General features: G+C 64.1%; 12 protein-coding genes, 1 tRNA gene and 1 pseudogene. 6 read left to right on the top strand and 8 right to left on the bottom strand.

From position 1 onward, the window contains the following. Window positions 1–96: 96 nt before the first annotated feature. Window positions 97–2,046 carry a CocE/NonD family hydrolase gene (locus ACQR07_RS03540; RefSeq protein ID WP_434900945.1) on the bottom strand — a complete coding sequence of 650 codons (1,950 nt, stop codon included), beginning with the start codon at window positions 2,044–2,046 and terminating at the stop codon, window positions 97–99. 453 nt (window positions 2,047–2,499) lie between these two features. Between ACQR07_RS03540 and ACQR07_RS03535 the strand changes: the two genes are divergently transcribed. Both ACQR07_RS03535 and ACQR07_RS03530 read left to right on the top strand, forming a co-directional pair. Next, a complete protein-coding gene (locus ACQR07_RS03535) occupies window positions 2,500–3,075 on the top strand; it encodes a ubiquinol-cytochrome c reductase iron-sulfur subunit (protein ID WP_434900944.1) in 576 nt (191 codons plus the stop codon). 90 nt (window positions 3,076–3,165) lie between these two features. Next, complete coding sequence (locus ACQR07_RS03530; protein WP_434900943.1) at window positions 3,166–4,908, top strand: methanol/ethanol family PQQ-dependent dehydrogenase; 1,743 nt, start codon at window positions 3,166–3,168, stop codon at window positions 4,906–4,908. 157 nt (window positions 4,909–5,065) lie between these two features. Here the strand turns inward: ACQR07_RS03530 and ACQR07_RS03525 are convergent, their stop codons facing one another. The 6 genes from ACQR07_RS03525 to ACQR07_RS03500 form a co-directional block, all read right to left on the bottom strand. After that, a complete protein-coding gene (locus ACQR07_RS03525) occupies window positions 5,066–5,470 on the bottom strand; it encodes a hypothetical protein (protein WP_434900942.1) in 405 nt (134 codons plus the stop codon). A 209-nt stretch (window positions 5,471–5,679) separates the two neighbouring features. Next, window positions 5,680–6,678 (bottom strand): hydroxyacid dehydrogenase, encoded by a 999-nt coding sequence (locus ACQR07_RS03520; RefSeq protein ID WP_434900941.1) that lies wholly within the window; start codon window positions 6,676–6,678, stop codon window positions 5,680–5,682. 28 nt (window positions 6,679–6,706) lie between these two features. Then, window positions 6,707–7,807, bottom strand: a complete 1,101-nt coding sequence (locus ACQR07_RS03515; protein WP_434900940.1) for an ABC transporter ATP-binding protein — start codon at window positions 7,805–7,807, stop codon at window positions 6,707–6,709. A 19-nt stretch (window positions 7,808–7,826) separates the two neighbouring features. Then, window positions 7,827–8,738, bottom strand: a complete 912-nt coding sequence (locus ACQR07_RS03510; RefSeq protein ID WP_434867381.1) for a carbohydrate ABC transporter permease — start codon at window positions 8,736–8,738, stop codon at window positions 7,827–7,829. Next, window positions 8,738–9,676, bottom strand: a complete 939-nt coding sequence (locus ACQR07_RS03505; protein ID WP_434867380.1) for a carbohydrate ABC transporter permease — start codon at window positions 9,674–9,676, stop codon at window positions 8,738–8,740. Before ACQR07_RS03505 ends, ACQR07_RS03510 begins: the two co-directional genes overlap by 1 nt. 114 nt (window positions 9,677–9,790) lie before the next feature. After that, window positions 9,791–11,131, bottom strand: coding sequence for an ABC transporter substrate-binding protein (locus ACQR07_RS03500; RefSeq protein WP_434900939.1), 1,341 nt, complete (start codon window positions 11,129–11,131; stop codon window positions 9,791–9,793). A gap of 455 nt (window positions 11,132–11,586) precedes the next feature. Between ACQR07_RS03500 and ACQR07_RS03495 the strand changes: the two are divergent. Both ACQR07_RS03495 and ACQR07_RS03490 read left to right on the top strand, forming a co-directional pair. Further along, window positions 11,587–12,243: pseudogene (locus ACQR07_RS03495) on the top strand (Spy/CpxP family protein refolding chaperone). 334 nt (window positions 12,244–12,577) lie between these two features. Continuing rightward, the gene (locus tag ACQR07_RS03490) at window positions 12,578–13,825 is read left to right on the top strand and encodes a hypothetical protein (protein ID WP_434901058.1); all 1,248 of its coding nucleotides are present in this window, start codon (window positions 12,578–12,580) and stop codon (window positions 13,823–13,825) included. 410 nt (window positions 13,826–14,235) lie between these two features. Here ACQR07_RS03490 and ACQR07_RS03485 read toward each other — a convergent pair whose 3' ends face one another. Further along, on the bottom strand, window positions 14,236–15,327 hold the full coding sequence (locus ACQR07_RS03485) for an acyltransferase family protein (RefSeq protein ID WP_434900938.1): 1,092 nt from the start codon (window positions 15,325–15,327) through the stop codon (window positions 14,236–14,238). Window positions 15,328–15,675: 348 nt separating this feature from the next. Between ACQR07_RS03485 and ACQR07_RS03480 the strand changes: the two genes are divergently transcribed. Together ACQR07_RS03480 and ACQR07_RS03475 are read left to right on the top strand one after the other, a co-directional pair. Further along, a tRNA-Ser gene (locus ACQR07_RS03480) sits at window positions 15,676–15,765 on the top strand. Window positions 15,766–16,706: 941 nt separating this feature from the next. Then, a complete protein-coding gene (locus ACQR07_RS03475; RefSeq protein WP_434900937.1) occupies window positions 16,707–17,615 on the top strand; it encodes a septal ring lytic transglycosylase RlpA family protein in 909 nt (302 codons plus the stop codon). Window positions 17,616–17,638 lie beyond the last annotated feature (23 nt).

Below are 17,638 nucleotides of genomic sequence, written 5' to 3'. Positions count from 1 at the left end.
TGGCGCGAGTCGCGCGGCCGTAGATCGGATCACATCGGACGCTTCTGCCGAGTTCTATCCCCGGTTGACGATCCAGACGTCCAGCGCGTGCTTACGTCAAGGAATGACCGGGAGAAGGATGTGAGACGGACGGGACGAATCCACGAACAGAGTGTTGGTGGCGATGCGCGTCGATAACCCCCGTCCTTCCGGGGCTCCGGTGTTCGGGTTCACGTCGAAATGCGGGAAGTTGCTCGATGAGATGTCCAGGCGAATGCGGTGGCCCGCCTTGAACAGGTTGGAGGTTGGCAAGGCCGTGACCTTGATCGGATAGGCCTGGCCTGGCGCCAGCAGGCTGGGCTCTTCCCAGCTGTCGCGATAGCGGCAGCGCAGGATGCCGGACGTCAGGTTCATCTCGAATCCTTCCGGATAGTCCTGGCTCGGCGGATGAACGTCGATCAGCTTGACCGTGAAATCCGTATCCGGACAGTTGGACGCGATCCACAGCAACGCCTCGATCGGACCGGTGATCTCGATGTCACGGTCGAGCGGCGGCGTTTCGAACACCAGGACGTCGGGCCGCGCTGACAGTGGCAGGAACGGCGGCTTGGCGCCGTAGACGGAAGCGGTCTCGCGCTGGTCGAACGCTCCGCCACGCATCAGCGGCTCGCCCGATGTGACGGCGCCGCCGATCGTGGGCACGGGATCGCGTGGATCGAAATCATAGCTCAGCGCATCGGCGTCGGCGGCCGGCAGGGCTTCGGACAGCGCGCCCGACCCGTGGCAGTAGTAGCGCGTCCATTGCGTCCGCGGGATCGGCCAATCCGTCTCGCTGCGCCAACGGCCGCCATGGTCGAGCCGCCCCTCGGCATTCCGCCGGCCGCTGCCGCCGCCCATCACGAACACGCGCACCGGTGGCTGCGCGTCGTCAGCGCCGGCGATGCCGCGCAGATGCCGGTCGAAATAGGCGAGGCGATAGGCGAAATAGTCCTGGCCGGTGGCGTGCTCGAAGGTCGCATCGAGCCCGAAATCGACGTCGCCTGCGAATGGTGTCGATCGGGCGCCGTGGGTCCACGGTCCCATGATGAGGCGCGCCGGCTGCGATCGCTGTTGCCGCGTGCCCACGAAGTTGTCGGTCGCCGTGCGCGAATAGGGATCGTACCAGCCGGAGAGATGCACGGTGGCGCTCTGCGCCAGCTGTGGATAGAAGCCGGCGGCGTAGATGCCTAGCCGCTTCCAGTAGCCGTCGAACTTGCCGTGCTGCCACTGGTCGAAGACGTAATCCTCGTAGTCCGGGATCAGGCTGATCGGCGTATGGCCGCGCTTCCACGGCATCGAAGCGAACCAGGCCTTGAGATCGACAGCCTTGAGGGCCGCGAGGCGTTGCGGATCGCGCGCCAGATCCGGACTGTCCAGTCCGAGATTGTAGGCCCAGGTGACCTGCTTGAGCTCGAACGCGCCGCCCTGCCGTATGCCGCTCTGATAGGCGTTGGAGAAGCCGCCGAAGTCGAGGAAGACGGCCTTCAGGCCAGGCGCGCCGGCGCAGGCGGCCGCGGCCTGGGTATGCGCGTCGTAAGACGTCCCGAGCATGCCGATGCGTCCGTCGCTCCAGGGTTGGGCGGCGATCCACTGGCACATGTCGTAGCCGTCATGGCCATCGTCGAGATACTTGACGAACTGGCCCTCGCTGCCGCCTCGGCCGCGCGTATCCTGATAGATGAACACATAGCCGTGCCGTACGTAGTACTCGGCGACCTCGGCGCGCGTGCGGCGGCGACCGTCGGCGGTCATCTCGCGCGCGGCTGTCTTGCTGCGGCCATAGGGGGTGCGGTTCATGATCACCGGCAGCCGCCCGTCCAAGCGCTTGCCATCGATCGTCGGGAAGTAAATGTCCGTGGCCAGATGCACGCCGTCGCGCATTCCAACCATCACGCCCGTGTCCTGCGTCATGGCGTAACCGGACGGCGCGGTGTCTGCAACGGCTCGCGGCCATCCGGCGCCCATTGCGCCCATCAGCGCCACGCCCTGTACGAGGCGTCGGCGAGACAGCCCGTTTGCATTGGTCATCGGCACGCCTCATCCGCCTGGCAACAGAGTGGAACAACTCGGTAACAGTCGTGGAGCGCTCTCTCAAGTCAAACGCAGACGACGTCTGTAATTTCAGGTGAAGCTGGAACGCCGCGTGCAGCCGCTCCTTAACTGTCGTCATTGGCCATTGCGCTTGTGACGGGAAGAGTCGTGCTGGAGGCACCACCAGGAAGTGCATGTGGTTCCGCCTCCGGCGTCAGGACGCCCCGATAGCACGGAGGCGATCCGTCGCTTGGTTGCACGTCTGTTGCACCCGCAATGACGCGCAGCAGCGACGTATTTTGAAAAGATCGCGGCGAAATCGCGCTGCGCGCCTTGATTTCGTCAGGTTGTGTTGCTCTAATTGTTCTATGTCAGGGTGCGTTGCGGGAGCGCGGGGCTGAGTAGCAGCAAACCCAGATTTGCACGTCACATCACACGCAAAGAGCAACGATGAACGATCATCCGACACGTCGCTCGGTGGTTCTCGGCACGCTCGCTGCCTGCGCTTCGGTCACGAGCGCGGCGGCTGACGATGATGATCCTCGCAAGGAGAAGCGGCCGCAAAAAGGCGATCTCCTCGTCTTCTCGGAAGGCAACCGCGAAGGACAGACGATCACGCTCGACGACATGAAGGTCGGCGATCCGCCGCTTCATGCATGGCCGAAGGATCCGGCGAACGCCGTCGTGCGCGACGGATCGCGGTTGAACGAGGTGCTCCTCGTCAGGCTGGACCCGAACGAGCTCGATGACGATACGCGGCCGCGCGCGGTAGAGGGGATCGTGGCCTATTCGGCGATCTGCTCGCATGCGGGCTGCCCGGTCACGGCCTGGATCAAGGCGAGCGAGGGCAACGACGACGTCTTCAAATGCATGTGCCACAACTCGGAGTACGACCCGAGGCGAGGGGCGCAGGTCGTGTTCGGTCCCGCGCCGCGGCGGCTCGCGGCGCTGCCGCTCGTCATCAAGGATGGCGCGCTGGTGATCGCCGCACCCTTCATCGGAAAGGTAGGTGGCCAGCAGGGCTGATGAGATCTCGTGTGCCTATCGGAACTCGCATCGTCTCGACACGCGTCACAACAACAATCGAAGCGAAAACGAAGCAGGGGAGGTTTGTCCATGACCATCACGTCGAAGATCATCAAGCAATGGCTGCTCTCGAGCACCGTCGCGTTTACCTGTCTCGCAGCACCCGCTGCCATCGCCGGCCCGATCGAGAACTACAGTGCGGTCACGCCCGCGCGGCTCGAAAATCCGGAGCCCGCCAACTGGATGCTCTATCGCCGCACCTATGATGGCCAGGGCTACAGCCCGCTCGACCAGATCAACACCACGAACGTGAAGAGCATGGTGCCGGTCTGGACTTTCGCCACCGGCGTGATCGAGGGCCACGAGTCGCCGCCGCTGGTCAACAACGGCGTCATGTTCATTACCACGCCAATGGGGCAGGTGATCGCGCTGAATGCCAAGACCGGCGATCAGTACTGGCGCTACAAGCGCGAGCTCCCCGACGATCTGTTCCAGCTGCATCCGACCAATCGCGGCGTCGGCTTGTGGCAGGACAAGCTCTACCTCGCCACCACGGATGATCATCTCGTCGCGCTCGACGCCAAGACCGGCAAGGTGCTGTGGGACAAGAAGGTGCAGGACTACAAGAAGGGGCAGTATCTCACGCTGATGCCGCTCATCGTCGATGGCAAGGTTCTTGTCGGCGGCTCCGGCGGCGAGTTCGGCGTGCGCGGTTACGTTGTGGCGTACGATGCCGAGGATGGCAAGGAGCTGTGGCGCACCTTCACGATCCCTGGCGAAGGCGAACCGGGGCACGACACTTGGAGCGGCGACGATTGGAAGTCCGGCGGCGGCTCGGCCTGGATGACCGGCACCTACGACAAGGATACCAAGACCGTGTACTGGGGCGTCGGCAACGCGGCGCCATGGCCGGGCGGGTTGCATCCCGGCGACAATCTCTACACCAGCTCGGTGATCGCGCTGGATCCTGCGACCGGCAAGATCAAGACGCACTTCCAGTATCACCAGAACGATTCCTGGGACTGGGACGAGGTCGACGCGCCGATGCTGGTCGATCTGCAGCGCGAGGGCCGCAGCTTCAAGAGCCTGATCCATCCCGGCCGCGACGCGATCTTCTGGGTGCTCGAACGCACGCCGGAGCGCATCAACTACGTCAGCGGCTGGAACTTCGTTCACACCGACGTCTGGAAGGGTATCGAGCCGGAAACGGGACGGCCGATCGTCGATCCCGCGCACAAGCCGACACTCGGCAAGCGCGTCGACTTCTGCCCGTCGCTGTGGGGCGGCAAGGATTGGCCCTCGGCCGCCTACAGCCAGAAGACCCGGTTCGTCTATGTCCCGGCGAACGAGAACTTCTGCGGCGGCTTCACCGGCGAAAAGGTGCCTCTGGTTCCCGGACAGCTCTGGCTCGGCACCAAGCCTGAGGATATCGGCTTGACGGTACGGCCCGGCGCCGACCATTTCGGCGAGCTGCAGGCCTGGGATCCGGCCACCGGCAAGAAGGTCTGGGCGCACAACTTCCCGAAGTCGCAGCTGTTCGGCTCGGTGACCGCGACCGCAGGCGATCTCGTTCTGGTCGGCGGCACCAACGACCGTATGTTCCGGGCGTTCCACGCCAAGACGGGCGAGCTGCTGTGGGAGCAGAAGACCAACTCGGGGATCATGGGCATGCCCGTGGCCTATGAGGTCGACGGCACACAATACATCGCGGTGCAGTCGGGTTGGGGCGTCGATGCGCAGCGCATCCAGGACGCCCTGTCCAAGGGCAACATCGGACTCGAGGACAACGTCCCGCAGGGCGGCGTGGTCTGGGTGTTCGCCGTCAAGAAGTAGGCGCAGAGATCAGCGTGGCGGCGGCACCGTGCGGCCGCCACGTCTGGCCAGCAGGTCGAGCCATCGCTGGTGATCGACCGAGGTCGGCTCGGTTAGGAGGCAGGCTGTCGCTCGCGGCGGCTTTGACGTGAAAGCAGCGATGCCGGGAGACGCGCGGCTATCTTCCGCCGGGTCCCGTCGAGGCTGACGGGCCTTTGCCGGTCATCTCGTTCTTCAGCGCCTCGAAGCGCTCGATCGCCTCGCGGGCGCGGGCGTCGACCAGCTTGATGGCGGCCTCGGCACTCATCGGACCGCTGCTGACGGCAATCGAGGTGGGGCCAACCGTCTCGTCGACGTAGTATCCATCCTCGCCACGACGGGCCGCCCAGCGGAAACGAATCGCGGAAATCGGGCCAGGACCGACCTTGGCGTAGCCGTCAGCTTGATCGAAAGTGACGACCGTGCCGGCGTCCTTCTTCGGCGCAGCCGCCTTGACGGCCGCCCTGGTGGCTTCCTTGGCAGCTTCCGGCTGATCCAGAATGCTCGCTATTGTTGCGAGCGCATGCTCCGTCGCAACACTCATCGCCGCCTGTCCCGTCCTGGCGCGCGTAGATTCTGGCGCCAATCATCACAGTTGTAGCGAGATTCGGGCTGGATGCAACAATGCGTTCAAAATTGGGCAACAAAGCGGTGGACGGGAGCCGATCCCCGCTGTGCTCGACGCAGGAGGCGGGCGAGTGGACGTCGGACCTTGCCGGTGGCGGGACGATCCCGCCACCGGCTCGGCGCGGCTTACAGCACGTCCTGATTGATCACGTTCTGCCGGATCGGCTCGCCATCGAGGACGCTGAGGATGTTGCGCGCGGTCTGCTCGCTCATGCGGTCAACCGCCTCGCGGGTGACGCCGGCGACGTGCGGCGCCATGATCACGTTTGGCAGCGCATGCAGCGCATGGCCGACCGGCGGCGGCTCTTGCTCGAACACGTCGAGTCCGGCGCCGGCGAGACGGCCCGACGACAGCGCGTCGTACAGCGCGGCCTCATCGATCAGGCCGCCGCGCGCGGTGTTGATCAGGTACGCCGTGGGCTTCATCAGCCTAAGACGCGCGGCGTTGAACAGGCCGATGGTCTCGGGCGTCTTGGGGCAGTGGATGCTGACGAAGTCGGCGCGCGGCAGCGCGGCATCGAGATCGGCGACTGCCTCGCAGCCGGCGGCGGTGATGTCGGCCGCGGGCTTGTAGGGGTCGTAGACCAGCACCTGCATCTCCATCGCCAGGCAGCGCTTGGCGGTGCGGCTGCCGATGCGGCCGAAGCCGATGACGAGCACGGTCTTGCCGTAGAGATCGAACGGCAGCACGCCGAGCCGCGTCGCCCAGGTGCCGTCCCTGACCATCGCATGCATCTCGTTGGCGCGCTTGGCGAGCGTCAGCATCATGAACAGCGCCTGCTCGGCGACCGAGGGCGAGTTCGCGGTGCCCGCCACCATCAGCGGTACCTTGTGCTTCGAGAGCGCCGGCACGTCGACCGCGTCGAAGCCGACGCCGATCCGGGTGACGACCTTCATGTCGCCAGCGGCAATGAGCTCGGGCTCGCCGAAGCGGGTGGCGCCGAGCGCAACGCCGTGCACCGGCGCGAGCGACGACAGCAGAGCCGAGAAATCGGCTGCCGAGATCATGTTGGGGAATTCGATCATCTCGACGTCGTCGCGCGCCGCGAGTAGCGCGCGCCCCTTGGCCGAGAACGATTCCGTGACGAGGATCTTGTTCTTGTTGGTTGCCGTCCTGGTGGTCATATCCTGCCCTTGAAGCTTCTTGTGCTCGTCAGATCACGAGCCCGGTCGCTTCATTTAGCAGGTGCATGTTGTTGAGGTCCATTGCCATCCGCAGGGGGCTGCCATCCCGCGCGCCGGCATTGGGGCTGACCCGCCCGCACACCGGTGTTTCGTTGAGCGCGAAGTAGACCAGCGTCTCCATGCCCATCGGCTCGGTGACGTCGAGCATCGCCTCGAACGGCTCGATTCCAGGCTCCGCATGCGGCCTGGTCTCGGTGATGTGCTCCGGGCGGATGCCGAGCAGCAGCGACTCATTCCGTGACACGGATTGATAACGCGCTGCGCGCGCCGGCGGCAGCGGGAAGGCGATCCTGTCGGTGAGACGGAGATGCAGCCGGCCATCCATGTCCTCGAGCCGGCATGGCACGAAGTTCATCGCGGGCGAGCCGATGAAGCCGGCGACGAAGCGTGTCGCCGGATGATGGTACAGCTCGGTCGGCGTGCCGATCTGCTCGATGCGGCCCTTGTTCATGACGACGACGCGGTCGGCGAGCGTCATGGCCTCGACCTGATCGTGGGTCACGTAGACCGTCGTGGTGCGGACCTTCTGGTGCACCTTCTTGATCTCGATGCGCATCTGCACGCGCAGCTTGGCGTCGAGGTTCGACAGCGGCTCGTCAAACAGGAACACCTTGGGATTGCGCACGATGGCGCGGCCCATCGCGACGCGCTGGCGCTGGCCGCCGGACAGCTGCTTCGGCTTGCGATCTATGAGATCGGTGATGTCGAGCATGCGCGCCGCCTCGGTGACGCGGCTCTTGATCTCGGCCTTCGGATAGTGCTTCAGGCGCAGGCCGAACGACATGTTCTCCGCGACCGTCATGTGCGGGTAGAGCGCGTAGTTCTGGAACACCATGGCGATGTCACGATCCTTCGGCGGCACGTCGTTGACGACGTCGCCGCCGATCGTGATGTCGCCGTCGGAGATGTCCTCGAGCCCCGCGATCATCCGCAACGTCGTCGACTTGCCGCAGCCGGACGGGCCGACCAGCACCACGAACTCGTGGTCGGCGATGTCGAGATCGATGCCCCTTACCGCCTCGACGTCATCGTAACGCTTCACGACCTTGCGCAAGCTCACTTCAGCCATATCGGATCAACCCCCGTCTTCAGCCCTTGGTCGCGCCGGCCGTCAGACCGGCGATGTAATAGTCCATCAGGAACGCGTAGATGATCAGAGGCGGCGCCGCGCCGAGCAGCGCACCGGTCATGATCTGTCCCCAGTTGAAGACGTCGCCCTTGATCAGGGTGGTGACGATTCCGACCGGCAGCACCAATTGGTCGGTCGAGGTCGTGAACACCAGGGGATACAGGAATTGTGCCCAGGAGACGGTGAAGGCGAAGATCGTCGCCGCGATCAGGCCGGGGAGGGCAACCGGAATGAAGATCCGCGTCAGGGTCTGCAGCCAGGACGCGCCATCGATGATGGCGGCCTCGTCGAGCTCCTTGGGGATCGAGGCGAAGTAGCCGATCATGATCCAGGTGCAGAACGGCACCGTCAGTGTCGGATAGATGAAGAGCAGCACGTACCAGCGGTTGACGAGTTGGATGCCGGTGACGTCGCCGATCAGCGCGAACATCTTGAACAGCGGCAGGAACAGCAGGCTGTCCGGGATCAGATAGGTCAGGAACACGCCGGTTGCGAGCGTCGCCGAGCCCCAGAACTTCATCCGCGACAGTGCGAAGGCGGCGGGAATGCTGATCAGCATGGTGATGATCACGACGATGATCGAGACCATGGCGGAGTTGAAGAAGAAGCGCAGGAACTGGTTCGAGGTCAGCAGCCCGATGTAGTTCTCCAGGGTGGGATGGAACACCCACCACGGATTGGTCGCGGCCGATATTTCGGCGCTGCCCTTCAGCGACGTGATCAGCATGTAGAGCGGCGGCACCAGCGAGAAGATCGCGAACAGCGTCAGGAAGAAATACGACCAGCGCAGCGCCCATGCACGGTCGCGGCTCATCGAGCCGTATTTGACGTTGCGGGTCGGGCCGGCCTTGTCGACTGTCAGGGTGCTCATCAGGACTCGTTCCCCCGCTTGTTGACGTCGCGCAGGATGAAGATCGCGGCGACCGCCAGGATCGGTACCATGAACAGAGAGACGCTGGCGCCGAGCGGAATGTCGCTGCCCTCGATGCCGACGCGGAACGCCCAGGTCGCGAAGATGTGCGTCTTGTCGAGCGGGCCGCCGGCGGTGAGGATGCGGACGATGTCGAAATTGGCAAAGGTGACGATCAGCGAGAACAGCGTGGTGATCGCGATGATGTTGCGCATCATCGGCAGGGTCACGTACCAGATGCGCTGCCACCAATTGGCGCCGTCGATCGCGGCCGCCTCGTAGAGCTGGTCCGGCACCGATTTCAGCGACGCCAGATACATGATCATGAAGAACGGCGCGCCGTACCAGACGTTGACGAGGATCACCGAGAACCGCGCCCAGGCGGCGTCGCCGGTCCACGGGATCGGGCCGATGCCGAAGAACGACAGCGCATAGTTGAAGGCGCTGTAGGACGGGTCGAACAGCCACAGCCAGGCCAGCGTGCTCATCGCCGGCGGGATCACCCAGGGCACCAGCAGCATGCCGCGCCATTTGCGCTGCCCCTTGGCGGGAATGTTGTGGACGAAATGCGCGACGATGAAGCCGATCAGCGCCTTGAACAGCACGGCCGAGATCGCGAAGATGCAGGACTGTTTGACGACCAGCCAGAACGTATCGCGCTTGAACAGGAACTCGAAATTGCCGAAGCCGACGAAGCGCTGCATCGACTTGTTCAGCGTCGCCAAGTGTACCGAATAGAACGCCGGATAGACGACGAGCAGCGCGATCAGCAGGATCAGCGGGAGCGTCATCAGAAAGGCGACGGTTGATTTCCGCTTAAGGGTCTTGCGTAGACCGCTGCGGCCGACCGCGGGGCGGGGACGCGCCACCGCGTTTTCGCCGAATGCAGCATCGACCATGACGACAAGCTCCTTGGCTTGGCCGGCCGACGCCGGCGTTCACGGGGCGGGGGAGGCGGGCGGCGGCGCACGATGGCGGCTGGAATAGCCGCCATCGTGCGACCTGCGGTCGGCTCAGCTGCGTAGGAATCCTTCGCACTCGCCTTCGGCCCAGGCGAGCGTCTTCTCCATGCTTTCGCCTTGGGCATAGCGCAGGGCCATCTTTGTCTGCGTGGCCTGGAAATAGATCTGCTGCGCGACCTTGGGCGGCGCAGGCGAGGCCGCGATGGACAGCACCTGCTGCTGATAGGGATCGGGATAGTGGAAGAGCGTCCCCTTCGGCGGTCCCTGCTCAGCCCAGACCTTCAGCTTGGTGAGCTTGCTGAAAGCTGGCAGATCGTAGCCGCCGCTGGCTTCGACCATCTTCTCGATCGACGACGGCTTGGAGAGATGCACGAGCAGGCTCTTGGCGGCCGGCTTGTTCTTGGAGAAGCTCCAGATCGACCAGAAGAAGGGGAGGAACGGGGCGAAACGGCCCTTCGGACCGGCCGGGAAGCCGTGGGTCCAGCACTGCTCCGCCACCTGCGGGGCGTCGCGCTTGGCCACCGCCCAGGCGCTCGGCGGGTTCATGATCAGCGCGCCCTTGCCGGCAATCAGCCATTTGTTGTTCGAGGCATCGTCCCAGGCGCCGGCGTCCGGCGGCAGGAAGGCGATCAGCTTCTTGTAGAACTCGAGCACCTGGCGGACCGCATCGGTCTTGACGGTGAGATTGCCCTTGGCGTCGACGAGTTCGGCGCCGAACGCCCTGAAGAAGGCGCCGGCGGTATCGACATTGTCGGATGTCTCGCCCAGCCCGATTCCAAATGGAACGCCGGCCTTGTGGCAGGCCTCCGCAGCCTTGAGGAAGGTGTCCGTGGTCCAGTTCTCCGCCTTCGGCGGTCCGCCGGCCGGATACAGCTCCTGGACATCGATGCCAGCGTGCTTCTTCATCAAGTCGATGCGCGAGCAGGGGCCCTTGATCTGACTTCCGACACAGGCCGGCACGCCCATCCACTTGCCGTCGAGAACGCCGAGATACTTGACGGTATCGTTGACGGTGCCGTTCTCCTGGATGATTGGCTCCATAATGTCGTTCACGGGCTCGAGCAGATCGGAGTTGGAGTGGCACCACCAGGTCGGCATCTGGAAAATGTCATGGCCCGACTTGGCCTGCGCCTCCGCGGCGATCGTGATGAGGTTCTTATTGCCCTGGCTGGTGATGTAGTCGACCTGGAGGTCGACCTTCTCTTTGTCCGCCCATTCCTTGCAGAGTTCCGTGGAGGCTTTGTTGGCGTCCGGCACCCAATGGTCCCAGAATCCGATCGAGAGCTTTCCGGCAGCATAGGCTCCGCGCACATAGGGTGCGGCGATCATGACTGCCGAGGTGGCAGCAGTCGCAGCAACGAATTGTCGGCGGTTCAGCTTCCTCCGTGACATGGCGTTCCCTCCCTGGTGAGCCAAGCGTTGTTGGGGCGAATCCAGTTGTTAGTTGTTGCGTCGCGTCATGCGCGCTTGGATTTCGCTCAGGCGCAATCAGAGCAGAATTGCGCACGGCTGTCGAGAAAGCAGGTAAGGCGGAACTTAGAACTAATGGCGGACACACCTTGTCGTAAGGCCTGCCACTGATTGCATTGCAGCGCCCCGACGCTGCGATGCAAGGCGAGGTAGGAAATCGTCATGGCCGGAGCGCTTTGTCGCGCCTCGCGCGAGATGGACTTGCGCGTTGCGCCAACGTTAGAATTTCGGCCGACTCACCGTCGGTCGCGTGGCGCGACCCGCAGCGTTTGGCGAGGGAGATAAAGCTGATGAGGATCAGCCGACATGGGGCGGCGGTGCACTATCTTCTCTGCAGCGCAGCAGGTGTGCTTTCGATGCTTGGTATCGCAGCCGCGATGCCGCGTCAGGTTGCCGCGCAGGGCCTGTTCAAGGGTGTCGAGCAGGGCGCGCGCGAAGGCAACAAGGCCGCGGGCCCTGTCGGGGGCGTGCTGGGCGGCGCCATCGGCGGCGGCGTCGGTGTGGTGACCGGTGTGACCGGGGCGTTCACCGGAAATGCCGGCCAGCAGCAGGGCGCGCAGCCCGCGGCGCCATCGCCGTCGCCAGCGGCAGAGAGCAAGAAGACCAGGTCCTCGAAAGCAAAGTCCGTCAAGGTCGCAAAGGCCGCTCCGACGCTGACGCAGCCAGGCGTGCCGGAGCTCACGCCGGAGCAGATCGTCGCCAACATCGACGCCAATAGCGAGCGCCTGAAAGCTGGCCTCAACCTGACCGAAGAGCAGGCGAAGAACTGAAGACCATTTGCTGCCGCAATGCACGCTCTCGGGCGCAACGGCGCGGATCGACTCACCTTGCGCATCGCCCGGGCGAAGCGCGACCCGCCCGACGACATCGTCGAACAGATGCGCAACGAGGTTCAGTTCCTGGTCGATCGTGCCGCCGACCAGCGCGCGGTCGCCGATGCATCGGAGCCGCTGTTCAGCAGCCTCGACGACAAGCAGAAGCAGATCTTCATCGACGAGATGGTCCGGCTCAGCCGCGAGCGCGGGCTGGACTGATTGGCCGCGCAGCGGCTTATGCCGGCGTCACCTCAGCGCCGCGCCGTGGCGCCGTGATACTCGCAGCGAACAGCGCCGCGGTATCCTCGCGCGTTCGGCCAGCAGGACCCGGTCCGGCTTGGCCGGCGGCTCAGAACGCACTGGGCAGGGAAGCGGTGAGCCCGCCGCGGGAAGTTATTGCTGGACTTGATCCGAAATACATTTCGACGTGCATAGGGACTTACGCGCATGTATGGATGTGCGCAGCGTCGGGTGTCTTGTGGATGCATCGTTGCCCGAACGCGGGCCGACGGGCGGCCGAGCTGAAACGTGTGGAGGGATCTTGTTGTCGAGAGTGCGCGCGCGCCGGTGGATCGAAGCCCAGCTGGGATTTGATGCCCGGCTCGAGGCCGAGACCCAACGCCTCGTCGAGGAGCTCAAGGCTGCGCAGGATGATGCGCAACGCTACAAGCGCGTCACCGAGGAGATGGGCGTGATCATGGGCCGTCTGCGCGATGAGCGCAACGGCTTCAAGCTCGAGTGCGAGGCTGCTTCCGCCGAGCTTCGCCGGCTGACGCGGCCGCGCGCCGCAGTGTCCTCAGGCAACCGAGCCGCACGCTCCGCCAGCAACGATCATCGCGGACCGGCGTCGAGACCATCGTCGTCGGCCTTGCGAGTGCTGTGCGTCGGGACGGGACGCGATGGAACGACCTCGCTCGCACGGATGATGCAGGATGCGTTCGACCACCAGGACAACGGCGACCGGGCCGTGCACGAATGGGGGTCGAGCGAACTGAACGAGCTGTTCTGTCAGCTCCAGGAAACCAACGACCGCGGTATCGAGAATCAGATCAGGCGGATCATCCTCGATTGTCCGCATGCATGCGTTGTCGGCAATGGTTACGCGGCCGTCCTTCCGATCATTGCCGAACTCGTCGGTGATCAGATCACGCTGGTGCATCTGCGCCGGCGCGACCGGGCGGCGTGCATCGCAAGCCTCGCCGAGAATGCCGTGCTCGCGCCGGAAAACCACGTCTACTATGCCGATTCGCCGAACGCGCGGCGCAAGCGTCCGACCGCTTTCCATTTCGCAGAGATGTCGAAGCAGCAATGGATGGAGCTGTCGCTGACCGACAAGTTCGGCTGGTACTATGACAAGACCCATTCGCTGATCGAGAACTACACGAGCCTGTTCCCGAACACGCTCGCGGTCGACATGGAGGATCTCGCCGCGGACAGCGTGCGCGCCGCGCTGGCGCGTGCGGCCGGCAGCACCGAGGCGCCGCGGGCCTTCCATGTCAATCGTTTCGTCGATCTGCGCCACGTGCCGCCCGACCGGCGCAGCTTCGTGCAGCGTCTGCTCGGCCAGCTCGACTTCCATAAGCTCGGCCACGACGATCTCTACGGCGTGCGGGAGATCCTGAACGAGCTGATCTATCACCTCGCGCATTTTCCAGATCAGGCACCGGGCGCGCTGGACGAGTTGCGCTGGACGCTGAGCGAGACCCACCGCCTTCTCAACCAGCGTCTCGACGACGTTCGCGAACTGATGGAGCGGGTGGGCGTCGATTCGGACGCGGCGCCTCGCGTGAACGGCCAATAGTGGCCCGTGCGCGCACAAAGGAGTGCGCCCGCAATCGGTTTGGTCGTCCGTCCGGCCTTATGGACGTGGTTCGAGATGACCGTCATCGGACAACCGTCGCGCGGGCCAAACTTCAGCGCCTTGCAGCCGGAGTCGCGGAGAGAACGCCGCAGCTCTGCCGAACCTGCGGAGCGAACGGTCGATGGTGTGATAGATCGCCACTGCGACGGCCATGGCAAGCAACGGCCAAATGCCGGCACTTTCGTTTCGCATTGAAGCTACTCTGTTGATGGATGTTTCCACATTAACATCACGGACCAGAGCATGCATAGCGGTGAGACGCGCGAATACGGGCTGCCCAGTCCTCATCGGCTGGGGTCGAGCGCTCTCAAACTTGACGGGGCAACGTTGCGGATGTGTCCGAGCAGACGCTAAGGCTGAGTCACGTCGCGCCCGCCTGCCGCGCTTGCTTCGACGGTCCGCAAGCGGCCCGGGAAGAGCGACGTGTTCGATCTGCCGAACTTGCGAAGCGGTTTGTCGACGAGGTGATAGATCGCTGCCGCCACCGCGATGGCGCAGACGGCATAGAGGGCGCCGTCCCAGGGGACCCGACGGTCCCAAAACAGCGTGCTCGCCGCAATGAACATCACCGGATAATGCGACAAGTAAAGTGGGTATCCGATATCGCCGAGGTAGTTGAGCGCGGCGGCGGTCGAAGGCCGCAGCGTCACCTTCGGCCGCATGAACAGGATGGCAACGACCAGGAACCATGCGGCGAGTGTGGGGATGAGCACCGACCCGCGAATGATTGCGAAGAACGGCGGATAGGACGCCACCGCCAGCGGCCCGCCCATTGCAAAAGCCAGCATGAGCCGGATGTTGTGCGCATTCGTGTAGGCGATCCACCCGCACGCGAACGCCCAGAAGACCGCGAGCGCATGGACAAAGGCGATCTTTTGAAAGACGAGAGTTTCCAGGACCGTCCCCCTCAGGAGATGCAGCCCGAAGAAGGCCAGCAAAGACAGGCCCGAGACGGTGAGAAGCGCCCGCAGACTCAGGCGCCGAAGCAATGGTGCCATGGCGTAGTACAGGACTTCGATCGAGAGCGACCAGGCCGGGAACAGCAGCGGCACCATGATCGGAAGGATCGTCTGCAACAGCAGATAAGAGCCGATCCAGGTGAAGGCGGGAATCACCTCACCTCCGGCATGGCCCACGGCCGTTTTCAGTTCGGGACCGAGAATCAGATAGCCGATGAGCGCGATCGAGACGCAGGCGAAATTGGTCGGGTAGACCCGCCAGAAGCGCCGCCGCAGGTATCCCGCGGGCTCGGTTGCGATCGAATGGTGGATGCTGAACCCGGAGATGGCGAAGAAGCACAGCACCGGCATCAGGCCGCTCAAGCTCAACACCGGCAGCGGGTGAATGGCAAAGCTGTAGGTGTGAGCGCAGAGGACCCAGAACGAGAAGGCGAAGCGCAAGCCCGCGAGCAACGGCCAAATCGAGGCAGATTCGTCTCTCATGGTGACGCCGGATGTCCTGATGTTTCAGCTCCGATGTCTTAGCAGTGCCGGCACTGCTCGCCTATAGCCGCGGGAGGATTCGACGTCTTCGCGTCGGTTCGCGCACGACAGCGACTCGAATCGAGGCGACTTTCTGGTCGCCACCCGACGCAGCAAGCACCGCTCGTTCGAGATCGGTCTCGCGTGCGCGAGGCCGTTGGCGCTGAGCCGCCCGCCGGTCATGAAGGTGAAAGAAATTCAGCTGCCGATGACAGGGCGGCCGCGATCGTCGCGAGATCCGCAGACGGGCAGCATTGTTCGCCTTGCGTTCAATCCCCCCATTCGCTAAGCGATTCAAACTCCTGAGATGGAAGGGTGGCCGAGTGGTTTAAGGCACCGGTCTTGAAAACCGGCGTGCCCGCAAGGGTACCGTGGGTTCGAATCCCACCCCTTCCGCCAGGATGTGTCTCCGCTCGGCCAGCCGCAGCAGTCCGGAGCCTGCGCGTGCGACCGAAGCCGGCCACGGGAATCTCCCACGGCCTGATGTCGTGCAGGCCGACCTGGCTTAGGTCGGATGCCTCAGCCGCACCTGCCAAGAGGCCCCGTCGAGCTCCTGGTTCAGCTGCGTCACGGCTTGCGCGGGCGCAGCGACGGAATCTCGCCGTGCGCGCGCACGAATCATCGGTGCTCGGGCTGCTGTGCCGATCGCTTCAGGGCCATCGATTGCCCTTCAGCCCATCAGCGAACGTGCAGTGTCGTAAAGGTCGAATGGATGGTAGGCCCACCGGAGTCGGCTTAAATGCCGGTCCGAACTCGATCAGAGGGCTCGAAAAATCTTGCTAGAACGCAGATCGTGGAAATATCGGCTTCAGGCCAGTCCTGAAGTGTCGTTGTCGATGAGCGGACGAAAGCCGGCCGTGATGCCGGCTGTCCGACCGTTCCGTATCAGGCCCGCGAACGGACACCTTCAAACGCATGAGCGAGGAAGATACCGGCGCCAACCAAGCCCATCACCGCTGTCATTGCTTCGATCATCGCGAACACACCCTTGTTGCGCCCCGTGTGAAGGAAACGACGTGCAGCCCTGCACAGTCAAAACGATTCAGATCGCGGAAATCGAGATCCGCTCTAGATGATGTTTTCGAGCAACATATGTGTCTGAAATGGTGCACTCGAAACAAGATCGCCAAAGCAGAGTAGCGACCGAACGACGCTTCGCCCGATGGTGGCAGGCGGAAAGCTCCGGTTAACCACGGCACGGCCCACCCCATTTCCGCCGCGTTCGGGTTGCGTTATCCTTGTGCATTGGGTTGCGGGGATGCGACTCACGGGGACGAGCCGGACCGTAGGCACCTGCTAATGCCGGCCTACGGTGACGAGCAGAGTGGTATTTGGGGTCGATGGGGATTGGTCTGACAAATCCGGTCGATAGAGCGGTGCGCGGCGCTGTTGCCGTCCTCGCCTGCCTGACGGTCGCGAATTGCGCCTCGTCGAACAAGCTCGCCAGCAAGGTCGATCCGAAATACGGCGTGTCGTCGAGCCCCCGCGTCGTCGGTCTGGGCGAACCGGTGCCGAAGGGCGGCGGCGTCTACCGCATTGGCAAGCCCTATACTGTTGCCGGAAAGACATACGTTCCGGAAGAGGACACCAATTATCGCGCCGAGGGCATGGCGTCCTGGTATGGCGACGATTTTCATGGCCGTCAGACCGCCAATGGCGAGGTGTTCGACATGACCTCGTTGACGGCGGCGCATCCGACGCTGCCGATGCCGAGCTACGCCCGCGTCACCAATCTCTCCAACGGCAAGTCGCTGATCGTCCGGATCAACGATCGTGGTCCTTACCACGCCAATCGCCTGATCGACGTCTCCAACAAGGCGGCGGACCTGCTCGAGTTCAAGAGCAGCGGCGTTGCGCGGGTGCGGGTCGAATATGTCGGCCGGGCGCCGCTCGAAGGCTCCGATGACACCCAGTTGATGGCGACCTTGCGCACCGGCATCCCAGCGCCGGCACCGTCCCTGGTGCGCGTCGCCTCGGCCAAGCCGTTCGTGCCGGAGGTCGGCACCGGCCGTCCGATTCGCGGCGAGATTCCGATGCCGGAGGGACGGCCCTACACGTTGGGCAACACCTCCGCCGACTTGGCCGCGATCGGCGCGACCTCGGAGATGTCGGCCTCCAGCCGCACGCGGGGACGCAGCCTCGATAACCCCCGTGCCGTGTCCTATGACCAGAACGTGCGCTCACCGGCTTCCGCATCCGACGGCGCCGATGAGGCCCGCGACATCATGGGCGGTCGCGGACTGTACTGACGCGCCGCACTGGCCTTCGGCAC

Origin of the sequence: Bradyrhizobium sp. HKCCYLS20291, from assembly GCF_051167715.1 — a bacterium.
Lineage (GTDB): Bacteria > Pseudomonadota > Alphaproteobacteria > Rhizobiales > Xanthobacteraceae > Bradyrhizobium.
The sequence above is the reverse complement of the archived record's forward strand: the minus strand, read 5'-3'. Positions and strand labels throughout refer to the sequence as shown.